The following is a 15,386-nucleotide window of genomic DNA, read 5'->3' as shown; positions in this document are numbered from 1 at the left end:
TCTTTCACCCGTTCACCTTTCATTCAATCACCCAATCACTCAATCACCCAATCACTCAATCACCATTTAATCCGCCAGTTCCAGCTGATTCCGCACCAGTTCGTAATACCGGCCGGCTCGTTGCGTCAGTTCCGCGTGCGTACCGACCTCCACCACTTCGCCCTGCTCCAGCACCACAATCTGATCCGCCTGTTTGACCGTACTGAGCCGATGCGCCACCACCACTACCGTTTTCCCGTTAACAAACTGCGCCAGATTGTGCAGAATCATACGCTCGTTGTTGGCATCCAGGGCGTTGGTCGCCTCATCCAGAAACAGATAGTCGGGGTCTTTATAGACGGCCCGCGCCATGAGCATCCGTTGCCGCTGCCCCTGGCTGATCCCGCTCCCGTCGGACCCGATTTTTGTGTTGTATTTCAGGGGCAGGCTCTCGATAAATCCGTGAATATTCCCTACCCGTGCCGCATTTGCCAGTTTTTGCCGGTCAGGCGTTTCGTCAGACACAGCAATGTTGTTGGCAATGGTATCCGAAAAAATAAAGCCGTCCTGCAAAACCGTCCCGCACCGTGCCCGCCAGGCGCGGTGCGAAATGTCGGATAGCCCGACCGCAACCTCACCCCCCTGCCCCCTCTCCTGAAAACCAGGAGAGGGGGACTGAAATTGGTTTTCAGTGAGGTAAATTTCCCCTTTTGTCGGTTCGTAGAACTTGAGTAGCAGTTTCAGCAGGGTTGTTTTGCCGCTGCCGCTCGTGCCCACAATGGCCGTGACTTTGCCGGCCGGTATGTGTAGATTAATCCCCTTCAGCACAGGGTCATTACCGGCCCCGGGATAGGTAAACCAAAGGTCATGCAACGTAATGGACCGGGGGGTCGAAGCCGCCATCGTGCCCGCGCCGGCCACTTCTTCATCCGCCTGTTCATGAATTTCGTTGAGCCGTTCCAGACTGATCTGCGCATCCTGATAGTGCTGGATAAACCCGATAAGCTGTTCGACCGGCCCGTTGAGCTGACCAATGATGTATTGCATGGCCAGCATACCGCCCAGGGTCATCTGCCCGTTTACGACCGCCGTAGCCGACAGAAACGTAATGATAATATTCCGGCCTTCGTTCAGAAACAACGCCCCGGCCTGCTGATACTGCCCGATTGCCAGGCCTTTCATTCTCAGTTTAAACTGTTTTACCTGCAGGTTCTCCCACTCCCAGCGTTTGAGCTGCTCAGCATTGTTGAGCTTGATTTCGGGCAACCCCTGCACCAGTTGAATCAGGCTGCTCTGATTCTGCGAGGCCAGCGCAAACCGCTTATGATCCAGTTGTTTACGGTAGCGGAGAAAAATCAAAATCCAGGCGGTATAGAGGACACTCGACAGCACAAACACGCCGAAAATGGCGAGGTTATACATGGCCGCTACCACACTGTAGATCACCAGATTGAACACCGAAAACAGGGTGTTGAGCGAGGTCCCGGTCAGAAACTGCTCAATCCGGCTGTGGTCGCCGATCCGCTGTAGAATATCGCCGGTGAGTTTGGTATCAAAAAAAGAAACGGGCAGCTTCAGGAGTTTGATCAGAAAATCAGACAGGATGCTGAGGTTGATGCGGGTACTGATGTGGAGCAATATCCAGCTACGGATAAACTCAACGGCCATCCGGCCGACAAACAAGGCCAGTTGCGCGGCAAGCACCAGGTAAATAAAATGCAGGTTGCGGGTCTGAATACCGGTGTCGACAATAGACTGCGTCAGGAAGGGCAGTATCAGCTGCAGCACCGACCCGACCGCCAGGCCCAGCCCGAGCTGTAGCAACAGGCGTTTATGCTGCCACAGATAGCCGAATAGTATACCCCACCCCCGGCCCCTCCCCTGAACAGCACGGGAGGAGCGGTCTGACGTTCCGGTGTCGTCATCCTCAAAAAACACGGGTGTTGTTTCGAGTAATAAGGCAATGCCGGTACGGACCCCGTCGGTGACCGTAGTTGCCCACCGGCTTTCAAATTCGTTGCGGGTATAGGTGAGTAGCCCTGCCCCGGGGTCGGCGACATACACCTTTCCCTGTTTAATCTTATAAACGACCACGAAATGATTCTGCCCCCAGTGAACGATGCAGGGCAGGGGTGCTTCGGTGTCAAGCCGTTCAAACGACACTCTCACCGCCAGCGTCCGGAAACCGATGCTTTCGGCGGCCTGAGCAATGCCCAGCAACGACACCCCTTCGCGCCCGATTTCGGTTTTTTCCCGCAAAAACGGCATCGAAAAGCTACGCCCGTAATGCTTCGCTACCATGCGCAGGCAGGTAGGGCCACAATCCATGGCATCGGGTTGGCGGTAATGGGGGAACTCAGCCATAAGGTTTACGCTATACGGCTCCGCAGAACCGTTTCATGTGGTAAAATCATCAAAAGGGTCGCAGGGCTGAAATCTTCATTTCATACCCTGCGACCGCCAGGCCGGGAGGCCAGCCTGTTTACCGGTTTGGCCCGGCGCTACTTATCCCCCCACTCTATCAACGCGTTGCTTCGCTGCCGGACCAACCGCCCAATCTATAGCCGCTCAACCTGACGGATACAGTGGCGATAAACCGGGGGAACGGCCAGGCAGACTAACCCTTATTAACCAGGTTCTGTATCAGTCAACACCATCTTCACACTTCTACATTATCTGAAATGTGCACGACGGCAAAGTTAAACCCTTGAATGGAAGGGTTGGCGAGGTAGAGGTCATACAACGCCTGGTTATGCACCGTGGTTACGCCCGTTTCATCGTCGGTAGTCGCCACCAGGATTCCGTTGTAATAGATAGCCGAGCCGCCAACAATGGCTTTGGCTTCGGCCGGGCTCAGGATGGCTTCGTCAGCCAGAAAGTTGGTCAGTGTTTTCATGAGTAATATGTAGGGGAAGTGTAAGTTGGTAAAATGCCCGATCTATCGCCGCTCAACCTGACGGATACAACGGAGATAAACCGGGGGAACGGACTAATCCTGACACAGAAAAGCAGCAGAATGACAGTTAAAAATCAGTGTCAAGCACACTTAACATCGACCCAAACCCTTGAATGGAAGGGTTGGCGAGGTAGAGGTCATACAACGCCTGGTTGTGCACCGTGGTTACGCCCGTTTCATCGTCGGTAGTGGCCACCAGGATTCCGTTGTAATAGATAGCCGAGCCGCCAACAATGGCTTTGGCTTCGGCCGGGCTCAGGATGGCTTCGTCAGCCAGAAAGTTGGTCAGTGTTTTCATGAGTAATATGTAGGGGAAGTGTAAGTTGGTAAAATGCCCGATCTATCGCCGCTCAACCTGACGGATACAACGGAGATAAACCGGGGGAACTGGCTAATCCTGACACAGAAAAGCAGCAGAATGACAGTTAAACTTCTCCCTCAATCGCAGTTACCATCGACCCAAACCCTTGAATGGAAGGGTTGGCGAGGTAGAGGTCATACAACGCCTGGTTATGCACCGTGGTTACGCCCGTTTCATCGTCGGTAGTGGCCACCAGGATTCCGTTGTAATAGATAGCCGAGCCGCCAACAATGGCTTTGGCTTCGGCCGGGCTCAGGATGGCTTCGTCAGCCAGAAAGTTGGTCAGTGTTTTCATGAGTAATATGTAGGGGAAGTGTAAGTTGGTAAAATGCCCGATCTATCGCCGCTCAACCTGACGGATACAGTGGCGATAAACCGGGGGAACGGCCAGGCAGACTAACCCCTATTAGTAGTCCGCACCTTCACCAATAAGCACGATTGCATATTGAAACTCTTGAATGGAAGGGCTGGCGAGGTAGATGTCATACAACGCCTGGTTATGCACGGTGGTTACGCCCGTTTCATCGTCGGTAGTCGCCACCAGGATTCCGTTGTAATAGATAGCCGAGCCGCCAACAATGGCTTTGGCTTCAGCCGGGCTCAGGATGGCTTCGTCAGCCAGAAAGTTGGTCAGTGTTTTCATGAGTAATATGTAGGGGAAGTGTAAGTTGGTAAAATGCCCGATCTATCGCCGCTCAACCTGACGGATACAACGGAGATAAACCGGGGGAACTGGCTAATCCTGACACAGAAAAGCAGCAGAATGACAGTTAAACTTCTCCCTCAATCGCAGTTACCATCGACCCAAACCCTTGAATGGAAGGGTTGGCGAGGTAGAGGTCATACAACGCCTGGTTATGCACCGTGGTTACGCCCGTTTCATCGTCGGTAGTGGCCACCAGGATTCCGTTGTAATAGATAGCCGAGCCGCCAACAATGGCTTTGGCTTCGGCCGGGCTCAGGATGGCTTCGTCAGCCACAAAGTTGGTCAGTGTTTTCATGAGTAATATGCAGAATCTTTAACTTGCTATAATCATCAAAAGGGTCGTAAGGTTGAAATCTTCATTTCACACCTTACGACCGCTATGTCGGGATGCCAGCCTGTTTACCGGTTTGGCCCGGTGCGACGTTCAGCCTCAGAGTTGAATGCTCCCCTCAGGCCCGGCTCGGCTTATCCCCCTGCCTGACTCCATGAACGCGTTGCTTCGCTGCCGGACCAACCGCCCAATCTATCGCCGCTCAACCTAACGGATACAGTGGCGATAAACCGGGGGAAAGGCTAATCCTGACACAGAAAAGCAGTTACATATCTGTATCAGTACCAGGTGAAAAATACCCAAACTCTCCAATGGAAGGGTTGGCGAGGTAGAGGTCATACAACGCCTGGTTGTGCACCGTGGTTACGCCCGTTTCATCGTCGGTAGTCGCCACCAGGATTCCGTTGTAATAGATAGCTGAGCCGCCAACAATAGTTTTAGATTCGGCTGGGCTAAGGATGGCTGAGGCTTCGTCAGCCAGAAAGTTGGCAAGTGTTTTCATGGTTTAATTAAAAGTTAACAAGTAAAATAAAAGCAATGAGTACACTAAAAAGAAGTAAAAAATTGAAAATATGTTACTATGATGATCATCGATACAAACGTAGGTCAAAAAAGGAGAACCGTCTTCACGGAAATCCGTATTTTTTTATAGTATTTTCCGAAAAATTTATACGGTTTTTACTATAATGGCCCCGGCAGCAGCGTTGGCGAGACAGTATACACGGCTCAGCGACCGGCTCAGCGGCCCGAACCGGCAGGGCTCAACCGGACGAACAGCCAAATCCGAATACCGGAATTAACGATTAATTATCATCTACTCTATAAAATCCTACAGTTGGCACATATAAAGTACAATTGGTTCAAAAGGCCTGAAAATCTTTTATCCGTAAAAGATTTTATCCTACGTTTGTTATACTTACAGTTAATACTTGCTACCATGACTTACGGAACACGTCTTTTACATTTCCGCCAGAAAAGTGGCTTCACCCAAACCCAGATTGCCGAAAAGCTGAACATTGCCGTGAGCACCTACAATGCCTGGGAAGCTGACCGCAGCCATTATAAAATCGAAATGTTGCTGCGCTTAGCCGACCTATTCCAGGTTAGCCCGCTTGACTTAATTCCCGAAAAAGCCGCCGTTATGCCCAACCACGACAGTCCAACGGATTTGTCTCCGCTTACCATTGAGGCTCATTTGCTCTATACGGAGCTTGTTCAGAGTCTGAAACAGGTCTCGTTTCTGAAAGACGCCGAAATAGAACGCCTTCGTCAGCAGATCAGGCAGAAAGACACCGAACTGGCACAGCTCCGGCAACAGGCCGGTTTTACGCTGCCCCACGAAGGCATCGCCGCCCTATAACCCCTCCTGCTCCCGATGGCCGTCGCTTCGCTAAATGCCTTGCCGTTTGCTCAATATCCGGCCTTCCCGACGAGTGCCCTTATCAGCCGGCTGGCTAAATTAGACGGCTGGCGCGTGCTGGTGGCCGGCCACCGCAATACCATCCCGGAGATTGCCGGGGCCCCGGGCACCAAACCGTCTATGACCAAAATTGAGCACTTAGACTATGATAACTTACTGTTCATCCGGATCAGGCATACGCGCTTCGGCAAGCGGGTGCATCTTTACGAAGAAACGTACGGTAAACCAACACCCTGAGCGCCGGACAGGGCGACATGAACGGAGGGAAACTGTTTCGGCAGTTTCCCTTTTTCTTTTTCAACACTTTATGTAAATACGATGACTAAACAACTAATCGCTGCGCTTTACTGCTTAGTATCTATGGCGGTTTCGGCGCAAACCACCAAAAAAGCCGCGACCCCGGCTACGTATAAGGGACGCCAGATCATTGTGGGCAGCGGCGGCGGCTTTACCGGGCGCAGCATCAGCTATTACCTGCTCGACGACGGTAAGCTCTTTACCAAAGGCAGTACCGATTCGGCCTTTACACTCCTCGGGGTGCAGACACGCGCCAACACCAGCCGTGTGTTTTCGGCGCTGGAAACAACCTGTCAGATAAAAACCACCACATTTAACCATCCGGGTAATCTATACAAGTCTGTCCGGTGGAAAAAAGGCAAACAGGTATTCAGCGTCGTTTGGGGCGATGCCCAACAGCAACCACCGGCCAATTATCCGAAATTCTACGATTCGTTTATGGCCATGATGCGGAAGAAGTAACAACTATTACGGATGAAAATACGGTCTACCAACCAGCACTCCTCCCTCCGGTTTACGGCATCCTGGCTCCTTGCCGCGCTGCTCACGGCGGGTATCCAACCCCTTTACGGGCAAACGCCGGTCAAAGGCTTTGATTCGAAAAAGAAAACTACGCCCGCCCAACCTGGTCTGGCCGAAATCCTGCATGCCGGTCAGGTTCCGGTACCACAGCAACGTACCGGCCGGCAAACGCTGGCGGCTACGGGCACCAGCCCGATGTCGGTGCAGCCGCTGCGCCTGCGGGTGGTACGCGACTCAGCCACGGGACTGCCCGTTTATATCGAAAACCGTAACGTGGTTAAAGCCTCCACGAACGGAGCCGGCCGGCGGGCGCTTACTCCCGCCGCTGCGCAAGCCACTACGTTCCAGTTCCTGAATCAGGTGAAAGGGCTGCTGCGGATCAACCGCGCCGAGGAAAATTTTACCCTTAAACAAACCCTTACGGATGAACTGGGCAAAACCCACGTCCGGCTAACCCAAACCTTTCAGGGGATTCCGGTATACGGCGGCGAGCTGGTTGCGCACCTGTCCGACCAGACGGTTGAGCTGGTCAACGGCCGCTATCAAACCATTCCGGCCGGTACGGCGACTAAACCAGAGCTTACGGCGGTACAGGCCGGTGATTTCGCCCTGCGGGATGTCCGCAAGCACTCGCTGGTACGGTCGTTCGGCGATAATTTCCTGAAACTGAAACCATCGGAAGGAGAACTGATGCTGTATCCGCTGGATGGTGGCGCGGTACTGGCCTATTCGATCACTGTGCGGCCCAACCTGCTCGAACGCTGGCAGTACCTGATTGACGCTCAGACCGGTGCTGTGATTGAGAAGTATAACCACACGTGCGGCGTCGACGGGCCGGTAAAGGCAACCGCTAAAGATCTGAACGGTACCACCCGTACGTTGCAGACGTATTTGCAGGGTTCTAAATACTACATGATCGATGCAACCCGGAGCATGTATAACGGACAGACTTCGAAACTGCCCGACAACCCGGTAGGTGCGCTCTGGACAATTGACGCCCAGAATACGTTCGGCGATAATACCAAGATGTATCAGCTTACATCCGCCAACAATACGAACTGGACCCCGACGGCGGTATCAGCGCATTATAACTCAGGCATTGCCTTTGATTACTACCAGAAAACATTTAACCGTAACTCGCTCAACGGCAAAGGCGGGACCATTATCTCGGTCATTAACCTGGACGACGACGACGGTAAGGGCCTCGACAATGCCTACTGGAACGGCGCCTTCATGGGCTATGGCAACGGGCAGCTCGGGTTTAAGCCGCTGGCAGGCGGGCTGGATGTGGCCGGTCACGAAATGACCCACGGCGTGATCGAAAACACCGCCAACCTGGAATACAAAAGCCAGTCGGGGGCACTGAACGAGTCGTTTGCCGATATTTTCGGGGTGATGATCGACCGCGACGACTGGACCATCGGCGAGGATGTAGTGCAAACGGCCTATTTCAAATCAGGCGCGCTCCGGAGTATGTCGAACCCGAATCAGGGCGGAAAAGGTACGCGCGGCTACCAGCCGAAAACGATGGGCCAGTATGAGTCGCTGCCCGTCACGGAAGACGGCGACAACGGGGGTGTACACGTCAACAGCGGTATTCCGAACTATGCCTTTTACCTCTTTGCGACCAACAACAGTGTCGGCCGCGACAAGGCGGAGAAGGTCTACTACCGCGCCCTGACCACCTACCTGACCCGGACCGCTAAGTTTCTCGACCTGCGGCTGGCGGTCATCAAGGCCACCGGCGACCTGTACGGCGCAACCGGTGCCGAGGTCACGGCCGCCAAAGCCGCCTTTGATGCCGTCGGGATTGTGGAAAGTACCTCAACCACCCCAACCACCAAACCGGATGCGCCCGTAGCACAGGGCCAGGACCTGCTGCTGCTCTACGGCAGCGACAGCAAGCTCTATTCCACTACAGTGGTCACGAGTGGCTCTAAGTTTGACCTCAAAACCGCGCAAGGCCTCCGGCACCGCCCGAGCGTTACCGATAACGGGCAGTTTGCTTACTTCGTATCAGCCGATAAACGGATACGGGCCGTTAGCCTGACCGGTACACCGACCGAAAGCATGATTCAGAACGAACCCCGCTGGAGCAACGTGGCGATCTCCCGCGATGGCACCAAACTGGCCGCCCTCAGCGACGAACAGGATGCCTCGATCTGGGTCTACAGCTTTACTAAAAAGCAATGGAAACAGTTTAAGCTTTATAATCCGACCTACTCCGAAGGGGTGGCAACAGGCGCGGTGCGGTATGCCGATTCGTTTGAGTGGGACCATGCCGGCGAGTATATCATTTATGACGGCTACAATGCCCTTAACAGCGCCGACGGCCAGCCGATTGATTACTGGGACGTCGGTTTCCTGCACGCCTGGGACGGTGCGAAAAACGATTTCGGTGACGGAGCCGTTGAGAAGCTGTTCAACGATCTGGAAGAAGGCGAAAGCGTCGGAAATCCGTCGTATTCGAAAAACTCCCCCGATATTGTGTCTTTCGACTATTTCTATTCGGATGGTTCTTCGGAGCAGTATTATGTACTGGCCGCCGACCTGAACAAAGGCAGTCTGAAGCTGATTTACGAAAACAATACGCTGGGTTTCCCGAGCTATTCGCGGCTCGACAACCGGCTGGTATTCAACGTAACTGGCCCGAACGACCGGGGCGATGTGGGTGGCATCAACCTGGCAGCCGACAAAATCACGCCAAGCGGTTCGCTGCTGACCCTGTACAACAACGCAAAATGGCCGGTCTGGTACACCCAGGCCACCCGGACTATTCCTACGCGGAATAACCAGTCGATTACCTTTACTACGCTGGCCAACCGCTATGCCAGCGATCCGGCCTTTACGTTGACCGCCACCGCCTCGTCGGGACTCCCCGTGAGCTTTGCCATCGTCTCAGGCCCCGCCGAAATCACGGGCAATAAAGTATCGGTAACGGGTCCGGGCACGGTCACGGTCCGCGCCTATCAGGAGGGCAACGGCGAGTTCTACGCCGCCACTCCGGTCGAGCGTTCGTTCACGGTCATGACCATTCTCGGGCTGGAACCCACGTGGCAGGAAGCCATGAAGCTCTATCCCAACCCGTCGAAGTCTGATGTGTGGGTAGAGCTCCCTACCGGTCATACCATTGAGCACCTGACGCTTACCAGCCTTTCGGGCAGTGTGTTACGCCACGAAAAGCCCGCTATTCGCAGCAACACCGCGCATCTATCCATGGCCGCGCTGCCGGCCGGGGTTTACTTCCTGACGGTTGAAACACCCAGGGGGAACGTCATACGAAAACTGATGAAAGACTAACAACAAAAACGGCACTCCGATGATGAGTGCCGTTTTTTTGTTTTGTTTACTTCCGTTTAAACTGAATCGGAATGTTATATCTCACGGCCACCGCTTTACCGTCCTGCATACCGGGCTTCCAGGCAGGCATTTTGGCGACTAACCGTATCGCCGCTTCATCGCAACCGAAGCCAAGGCCTTTCAGCACGTTAACGTCGTGAATGCCTCCTTCCTTATCCACCACAAAACTAAGGAATACCCTTCCCTCAACGCCGGCCAACCGGGCAGGCTCCGGGTATTTCAGGTTATTACCGATGTAGGCCGACAACGCCTCCATCCCTCCCGGAAACTCCGGCTGATGCTGCACAACGGTAAAGACATCTTTCCGCGTTTCAATAACAGTCATCGTCGCCTTCTGCGCTTTTTCATCAGGATCCAGAGGGCTTTCCGTCACACCATCCTGATTGTTCCCCAACGCAACAACGAACATAGTGGATTTTTTCACCAGTACACGCCGTGACGGAAACCCCTGGAAGGCTATTTCCAGCTGCGATTTAGCCTCACCTTTCGGCAGGTTGAGCGTAAACAGACCGTTCGCGTCGGTCGTGGTGCCACTTTGGGAACCAACCAGCACAATACTCGCTCCCGGTAACGGCTTACCCTCCGGATCCACCACTTTTCCTTTTACAATGGCCGGTTCATTGGCCGGGGTTTCCACAACGGCTTTAGGGCCCGAACCTGCCAGCTCTTTCTCCTGCCGGTCGCAGGCCGCCAGATACAGCATGGGCAGCGCAACCACCGGAACGATCAGCGTATACCGCCACATGGCCCGTTTCCGCGTCGGTGCGGTAGCCAGCATCCGGAGCCGCGCTTTCAGCTGCGACGGCGACAAAAAGGCATTCGTTAATTCATAGCCCGGCACCATGTCCGGGTCTACCTGCGGACGTTTGTTTTTCATGGTCAATGGATGATTAAAGGGTAAGGAATTATGTATGGTTATTTCTTTAGTTTAAGGCCGGCGTTTTTGGTCTTGATGATGATTGCCCCATCAACGGCTCTCTCACCATAAACGGCCGTTGCTGACACACCTTTCAGCACGCTGATGCTCTCAATTGTATTCGGATCCAGCTTCTTCATATCAACGTCGTCAATCGCTATTCCGTCTACCAGATAAAGCGGCTGCTTCCCAAGCGGGCTAACTCCTCTTAACTGAATGGCTGGCTGCTGAATACCAGTGAAGTGCCCTGTTCCTTCAAGGATCACCTTCCGCTCATCGCCCATGGGGTTCCAGCCGGTTGTGTCTTTGCCGTTTATTTTCCGGCCTTCGCCTTCCAGCAAAAATTTGATCGGCAACACATATTCTACCTCAACGGGATTACCGTTTTGTTTGCCGGGGTTCCAGCGCGGCATGCCTAAAACCACCCGCAGCGCTTCTTCATCGCAGCCGCTGCCAATGCCCCGCTGTATCTGCGGCTGACGCACCGACCCCGTTTCCGACACAATAAACCGGATCAGGACTTCTCCCTGAACCCCTTTGTTGTGGGCTTCGGCCGGATAGCGTATGTTTTTTGCCAGGTATTGGCCCAATGCACCGATACCGCCCGGGAAAGCAGGCGCCTCTTCGACTACGGTAAATACCTCGTTGTTTTTTGGGGTAGTTGCCGGTGAGGTGGCCGTTGTCGCTGCCGGTTTCGAGGCATATCCTACCACCACCACTTCCTCCAGCTTTTGCCGCGACGGAGCCAGTTGTATATTCACCAGCTTACGGCCCTTTACCTCTACTTCGGTAGTTCCCAGGCCCACGTAGCTGAACACCAGCACACCGTTATCCGGTACGTTTTTCAGTTCAAACAAGCCTTCGCTGTCGGTTGTGGTGCCGGTTGTTGTTCCTTTCAGGACTACGCTCACGTTGGCGAGCGCCTTGCCCTGCTGGTTCTTCACCTGCCCCATCACCGGCCCCTCTTGTTGGATCTGTTGCTCAACGAGGGCGTTCAACGGATCGTTTGCCGTTGTCATGGCCAGTAAGCCCAGGGCGAGCGGCAGAATGACCAGGTATTTACCCAATGCCCAGCGGCTTGTCGATTGTTTCCGTAACATGGTAATCCTTGCTTTCAGTTGTGATTTATTAAAAAAGCTATTGGTCAGGCCATCGGGTTTTACGCCAAAGGCATATTCGACCAGGTAGGCGGCATATTGCTCATTGGCCGCTTCTTTATCGGCCAGAAACTCATGTATCTGCCGGATCGACTGCTTGTAGCACCACACCACCGGATTGAACCAGAACAGCGCCTGCAATACTTCAAAAAAGACAACATCCAGACTGTGCCATTGCCGGATGTGGACCAGCTCGTGGCGATATACCGGTTCAGCCTGCGCATCGGACGGATTCATCACCAGGTACCGGAAAAACGAAAAGGTGGGTGTTTTCGGATCACCTGGCCACACCAGGGTATAATCGGTCATCGGCTGCTGATCGGAGCGGCGGATAAACTGTAGCAGACTCATGGTCCGTGCTTCGAGGCGGCCCAGCAGCCATAAGGCCAGAATACCGTAAGCGACCCAACCAATGAGTTCCCAATCGGGCCCGGCCGACTCCGGCTGAATGACAATGGCCGGTATGGTGGCTACGGCCATCGGTAAGGTTACGGTCTGCACCGTTTCCTGCGGCAGTTCAATCAGGGGCAGGGCAAACGACGCCAGAATTGATCCGAGCAGGTAGGCCCTGTTGAGGGCAAAAAACGTATGCCGCCGCAGAAAAAGCCAATAGCAGGCATAGAACAGAATCATAAACAGGTTGGCCCTGAGGATATACTCTAAGATGGTCATGGCTCTTTTGTCTGGTTCAGGAGTTTAATTATTTCATCTGCTTCACCCAGGCTGACGTCTTTTTCCTTCACAAAAAAGGACACCAGCTTCTTCAGCGAATTATCGAAATAGTTCGCCATCAGTTGTTCCGTCTGAAAGCGACGGTACTGCTCTTCCGTTATAAGCGGATAATATTCATGCGTTTTCCCGTAGGCCGTATACCCGACCAGCTCCTTTTTCTCCAGTATCCGGATAATGGTCGATACGGTGTTGTAAGCCGGCTTAGGGTCAGGTAGTTCGGCCAGCACATCCTTTACGAAGGCCCGTTCCAACCGCCATAAAACGCGCATGATTTCTTCTTCTGCTTTGGTCAACTCACGTACTTGCATGATTGCGGGTTTGAATTCTGTTGTAAAGTTAGACTAATAACTTAGTTTTAAAACTAAATGTTTAGTTATTTTTTCAATAAAAAAGCCTGACCGGTCTGTCAGGCTCATAGTCAGCGACTTATCGCAGGTATTTCAGATTGAGAGCATACAGAATGGTAAAGATGATGCTGAAGAACACTCCACCTGACGAGCCAATGCCAACGATCCCTCCTACCCAGATAATGGGAATCAGAAAGCCCGCAATGACGCCCGCCACATATACGTAGAATCCTTGTTTCTGCAGGCGGAACATCAGCCAGGCCCCCAGTAGGGTCAGTACGGCATAGATTAGTTTCGAAATTCCCAGTTTACGGATGTTCTCCGCCGTCATCCCCGCCGAAACGCTGTTCATAATTTTTTCGACAAAGTTAGCGCCCCCGCTTTCCTTGATTTTATCAGCGGTTTCGCCCATCACTTCCTGCGTTGTAGAGGCCACAAAATCTGCGGATGCAATGGTCGTTATTCCATTATAAAAGTCAATTGCACAGGAGACAAAGGTCAGGATACACAATACGGTCAGAAACTGCGGGCGCAACGAAGCCGGCGTGCCCGGAGCAGGGTTTGTAGGTTGTTCCATAAATCGGTGATCGTTTTTATGCTAGTTACTTTGTTTTTTCATACGTTTTCTACAAACCTAACCGTTTTTTTCTGTACAAGCTTTTTTGCAGGGTCTAAGTCATCATTACTTGTAAATTATTTTACTTTTTGGTAACTTCACAGTACCATCAACCCTTTTCTTTATTTTCAGGCATACATTATTCCGTAACTTGTGAAGATGAATTTTGTGAAGTTGCTCCTCCTTTTCAGCTGGATTTGTGTTATGGGTATGTCTGCTCAGGCACAGATTCTTTCTCCGCAGGCCGCCAGAGAGGATATGGCTTTTTTAAAACATAAGCTGGATGCCTACCATCCGGGGGTGGGGTATTATACTCCCCTTGCCCGCTATGAGTATCTGTATGACTCGCTCTACAACACGCTCACGGCGTCAACCGACTATCTGACCTTTTTTCAGCGTGTAACACCGCTGGTTAACAGCCTGAAAGACGGGCATACTAACCTGAATCACCGCCGGCAATATATCAATAAACAAACCCTGTATATTCCGTTTTACCTGCGGTCGGTAGAAGACCGCTACTACGTTACGCATAACATGGCCGCTGACACCAGCATCCGGCGAGGTTCGGAGGTGCTGACGATCAACGGCAGAACGATGAAAGACCTGCATCAAATCCTGATGGACTCTGATCATTCCGGTTCCGACGGCGATAACCTGACCGGCCGGCGGCAATGGAGTTTATATCAGTTTGCCGACTACTATGCAACCTGGTTTGGCACGGCCGATTCTGTTGTCATCACCTACCGGCTACCAGCCGACACCCTGGCCCGGCAGCGGACCATCAAGGGTGTGTCCCTGACTCAGTTTCGCAACACATTTTACAAGCGCTACCGGGCCGAAGCCGATCGCCGCCCGAACCTCTCTGTCCGGATTGTTGATTCGCTGACCCGAACCGCGGTATTACGGGTCTCGACATTTATGAGTCCTAAAAAGCATGATCCGTTTCAGCTGGCGTTTAAACGCAAACTGAAAAAGTCTTTTGCCGACATAAAGGCCGCCGGCATCGAAAACCTCATTGTCGACTTACAGAACAACGGCGGCGGTCTGGTGCTTAACTCTGCCCGGCTGCTGCAATACTGGATGCCTAAGTCGTACCGGATGATGGAAAAGGAGCACATGAAACGGGCGGCCCGCGCCGAACTGGTTACGCGCTGGAATCCGTTTTCGATGCTGGATTTTCACCTTCACTACAAGGCCGATGGCCAGGGCGGATTTGCCAGCCGGGCCCATAACCGGCTTTATTCACCCAGGAAAAAGCTGGCGTTCAAGGGCAATCTGTATTTTCTGATGAACGGCGCTTCGTTTTCGGCAACTACCTCTGTGCTGGCGAAAAGCCTCGACGCAGGCGTCGGGACCTTTGTAGGTGAAGCCTGCGGCGGAGCGTACTGGGGCGACTTTGCCGGTCAGTTTAAAACGGTCACGTTGCCGAACTCCCGTTTGCAGGTCCGTATTCCGCTCAAAAAGCTCACCCACGCGGTTGTAGCCGAAAATGCCAACGGATTTACGGTTGAGCCTGATTTTTCAGCACAGCGTACGTATCAGGACGTTTTATCGGGCAATGACTACATGACGCGTACGGCCCTTGAGCTGATCCGGAAAGGTACGGTTGCCAGAAAGCCGGGGACCTTCCGGTCTTTTCAGGCATCCCGTTAAGGTTTTGATTTGAAATGTTTGGACAGTTTCATA

General features: G+C 53.0%; 16 protein-coding genes. 5 read left to right on the top strand and 11 right to left on the bottom strand.

Annotated elements, in window-relative coordinates:
• Positions 1–66: 66 nt before the first annotated feature.
• The 7 genes from BLX24_RS18395 to BLX24_RS18365 form a co-directional block, all read right to left on the bottom strand.
• Positions 67–2,343, bottom strand: coding sequence for a peptidase domain-containing ABC transporter (locus BLX24_RS18395; RefSeq protein ID WP_071504654.1), 2,277 nt, complete (start codon positions 2,341–2,343; stop codon positions 67–69).
• A gap of 295 nt (positions 2,344–2,638) precedes the next feature.
• Positions 2,639–2,875, bottom strand: coding sequence for a hypothetical protein (locus tag BLX24_RS18390; RefSeq protein WP_071504653.1), 237 nt, complete (start codon positions 2,873–2,875; stop codon positions 2,639–2,641).
• 127 nt (positions 2,876–3,002) lie between these two features.
• Positions 3,003–3,233: a hypothetical protein gene (locus tag BLX24_RS18385; protein WP_071504652.1), complete on the bottom strand. Its 231-nt coding sequence runs from the start codon at positions 3,231–3,233 to the stop codon at positions 3,003–3,005.
• A 127-nt stretch (positions 3,234–3,360) separates the two neighbouring features.
• Positions 3,361–3,591, bottom strand: coding sequence for a hypothetical protein (locus BLX24_RS18380; RefSeq protein WP_071504651.1), 231 nt, complete (start codon positions 3,589–3,591; stop codon positions 3,361–3,363).
• A gap of 111 nt (positions 3,592–3,702) precedes the next feature.
• Complete coding sequence (locus BLX24_RS18375; RefSeq protein ID WP_071504650.1) at positions 3,703–3,939, bottom strand: hypothetical protein; 237 nt, start codon at positions 3,937–3,939, stop codon at positions 3,703–3,705.
• Between the two features lie 127 nt (positions 3,940–4,066).
• Positions 4,067–4,297 carry a hypothetical protein gene (locus BLX24_RS18370; RefSeq protein ID WP_071504649.1) on the bottom strand — a complete coding sequence of 77 codons (231 nt, stop codon included), beginning with the start codon at positions 4,295–4,297 and terminating at the stop codon, positions 4,067–4,069.
• 301 nt (positions 4,298–4,598) lie between these two features.
• On the bottom strand, positions 4,599–4,835 hold the full coding sequence (locus BLX24_RS18365) for a hypothetical protein (protein ID WP_071504648.1): 237 nt from the start codon (positions 4,833–4,835) through the stop codon (positions 4,599–4,601).
• A 435-nt stretch (positions 4,836–5,270) separates the two neighbouring features.
• On the opposite strand from BLX24_RS18365, the gene BLX24_RS18360 reads away from it, so the two are divergent.
• The 4 genes from BLX24_RS18360 to BLX24_RS18345 all read left to right on the top strand — a co-directional run bounded on the left by BLX24_RS18360 (position 5,271) and on the right by BLX24_RS18345 (position 9,872).
• Entirely contained in the window at positions 5,271–5,693 is a 423-nt protein-coding gene (locus BLX24_RS18360; protein ID WP_071504647.1) for a helix-turn-helix domain-containing protein, read from the top strand.
• Between the two features lie 15 nt (positions 5,694–5,708).
• Positions 5,709–5,990: a hypothetical protein gene (locus tag BLX24_RS18355; protein WP_071504646.1), complete on the top strand. Its 282-nt coding sequence runs from the start codon at positions 5,709–5,711 to the stop codon at positions 5,988–5,990.
• 81 nt (positions 5,991–6,071) lie between these two features.
• Positions 6,072–6,512: a hypothetical protein gene (locus BLX24_RS18350; RefSeq protein WP_071504645.1), complete on the top strand. Its 441-nt coding sequence runs from the start codon at positions 6,072–6,074 to the stop codon at positions 6,510–6,512.
• Positions 6,513–6,524: 12 nt separating this feature from the next.
• On the top strand, positions 6,525–9,872 hold the full coding sequence (locus tag BLX24_RS18345; RefSeq protein WP_071504644.1) for a M4 family metallopeptidase: 3,348 nt from the start codon (positions 6,525–6,527) through the stop codon (positions 9,870–9,872).
• Between the two features lie 46 nt (positions 9,873–9,918).
• Here the strand turns inward: BLX24_RS18345 and BLX24_RS18340 are convergent, their stop codons facing one another.
• From BLX24_RS18340 to BLX24_RS18325, 4 genes are all read right to left on the bottom strand, one after another.
• Positions 9,919–10,809: an energy transducer TonB gene (locus BLX24_RS18340; protein WP_071504643.1), complete on the bottom strand. Its 891-nt coding sequence runs from the start codon at positions 10,807–10,809 to the stop codon at positions 9,919–9,921.
• A 38-nt stretch (positions 10,810–10,847) separates the two neighbouring features.
• A complete protein-coding gene (locus BLX24_RS18335) occupies positions 10,848–12,677 on the bottom strand; it encodes a M56 family metallopeptidase (RefSeq protein WP_071504642.1) in 1,830 nt (609 codons plus the stop codon).
• The gene (locus tag BLX24_RS18330) at positions 12,674–13,045 is read right to left on the bottom strand and encodes a BlaI/MecI/CopY family transcriptional regulator (protein WP_071504641.1); all 372 of its coding nucleotides are present in this window, start codon (positions 13,043–13,045) and stop codon (positions 12,674–12,676) included. The genes BLX24_RS18335 and BLX24_RS18330 overlap by 4 nt, the downstream gene beginning before the upstream one ends.
• Positions 13,046–13,163: 118 nt before the next feature.
• The gene (locus BLX24_RS18325; RefSeq protein WP_083422048.1) at positions 13,164–13,661 is read right to left on the bottom strand and encodes a hypothetical protein; all 498 of its coding nucleotides are present in this window, start codon (positions 13,659–13,661) and stop codon (positions 13,164–13,166) included.
• A 198-nt stretch (positions 13,662–13,859) separates the two neighbouring features.
• On the opposite strand from BLX24_RS18325, the gene BLX24_RS18320 reads away from it, so the two are divergent.
• Entirely contained in the window at positions 13,860–15,353 is a 1,494-nt protein-coding gene (locus BLX24_RS18320; RefSeq protein ID WP_071504640.1) for a S41 family peptidase, read from the top strand.
• The last annotated feature ends 33 nt before the right edge of the window (positions 15,354–15,386 follow it).

The organism is Arsenicibacter rosenii, from assembly GCF_001870735.1.
Taxonomy (GTDB): domain Bacteria; phylum Bacteroidota; class Bacteroidia; order Cytophagales; family Spirosomataceae; genus Arsenicibacter; species Arsenicibacter rosenii.
Note: the sequence above shows the minus strand (reverse complement) of the source record. Positions and strands in the feature narration are given on the sequence as shown.

Bases quoted from the DNA above. Each gene is read 5' to 3' on its own strand.
- BLX24_RS18395 (WP_071504654.1), bottom strand. From the start codon at position 2,343: ATGGCTGAGTTCCCCCATTACCGCCAACCCGATGCCATGGATTGTGGC.
- BLX24_RS18390 (WP_071504653.1), bottom strand. From the start codon at position 2,875: ATGAAAACACTGACCAACTTTCTGGCTGACGAAGCCATCCTGAGCCCG.
- BLX24_RS18385 (WP_071504652.1), bottom strand. From the start codon at position 3,233: ATGAAAACACTGACCAACTTTCTGGCTGACGAAGCCATCCTGAGCCCG.
- BLX24_RS18380 (WP_071504651.1), bottom strand. From the start codon at position 3,591: ATGAAAACACTGACCAACTTTCTGGCTGACGAAGCCATCCTGAGCCCG.
- BLX24_RS18375 (WP_071504650.1), bottom strand. From the start codon at position 3,939: ATGAAAACACTGACCAACTTTCTGGCTGACGAAGCCATCCTGAGCCCG.
- BLX24_RS18370 (WP_071504649.1), bottom strand. From the start codon at position 4,297: ATGAAAACACTGACCAACTTTGTGGCTGACGAAGCCATCCTGAGCCCG.
- BLX24_RS18365 (WP_071504648.1), bottom strand. From the start codon at position 4,835: ATGAAAACACTTGCCAACTTTCTGGCTGACGAAGCCTCAGCCATCCTT.
- BLX24_RS18360 (WP_071504647.1), top strand. From the start codon at position 5,271: ATGACTTACGGAACACGTCTTTTACATTTCCGCCAGAAAAGTGGCTTC.
- BLX24_RS18355 (WP_071504646.1), top strand. From the start codon at position 5,709: ATGGCCGTCGCTTCGCTAAATGCCTTGCCGTTTGCTCAATATCCGGCC.
- BLX24_RS18350 (WP_071504645.1), top strand. From the start codon at position 6,072: ATGACTAAACAACTAATCGCTGCGCTTTACTGCTTAGTATCTATGGCG.
- BLX24_RS18345 (WP_071504644.1), top strand. From the start codon at position 6,525: ATGAAAATACGGTCTACCAACCAGCACTCCTCCCTCCGGTTTACGGCA.
- BLX24_RS18340 (WP_071504643.1), bottom strand. From the start codon at position 10,809: ATGAAAAACAAACGTCCGCAGGTAGACCCGGACATGGTGCCGGGCTAT.
- BLX24_RS18335 (WP_071504642.1), bottom strand. From the start codon at position 12,677: ATGACCATCTTAGAGTATATCCTCAGGGCCAACCTGTTTATGATTCTG.
- BLX24_RS18330 (WP_071504641.1), bottom strand. From the start codon at position 13,045: ATGCAAGTACGTGAGTTGACCAAAGCAGAAGAAGAAATCATGCGCGTT.
- BLX24_RS18325 (WP_083422048.1), bottom strand. From the start codon at position 13,661: ATGGAACAACCTACAAACCCTGCTCCGGGCACGCCGGCTTCGTTGCGC.
- BLX24_RS18320 (WP_071504640.1), top strand. From the start codon at position 13,860: ATGAATTTTGTGAAGTTGCTCCTCCTTTTCAGCTGGATTTGTGTTATG.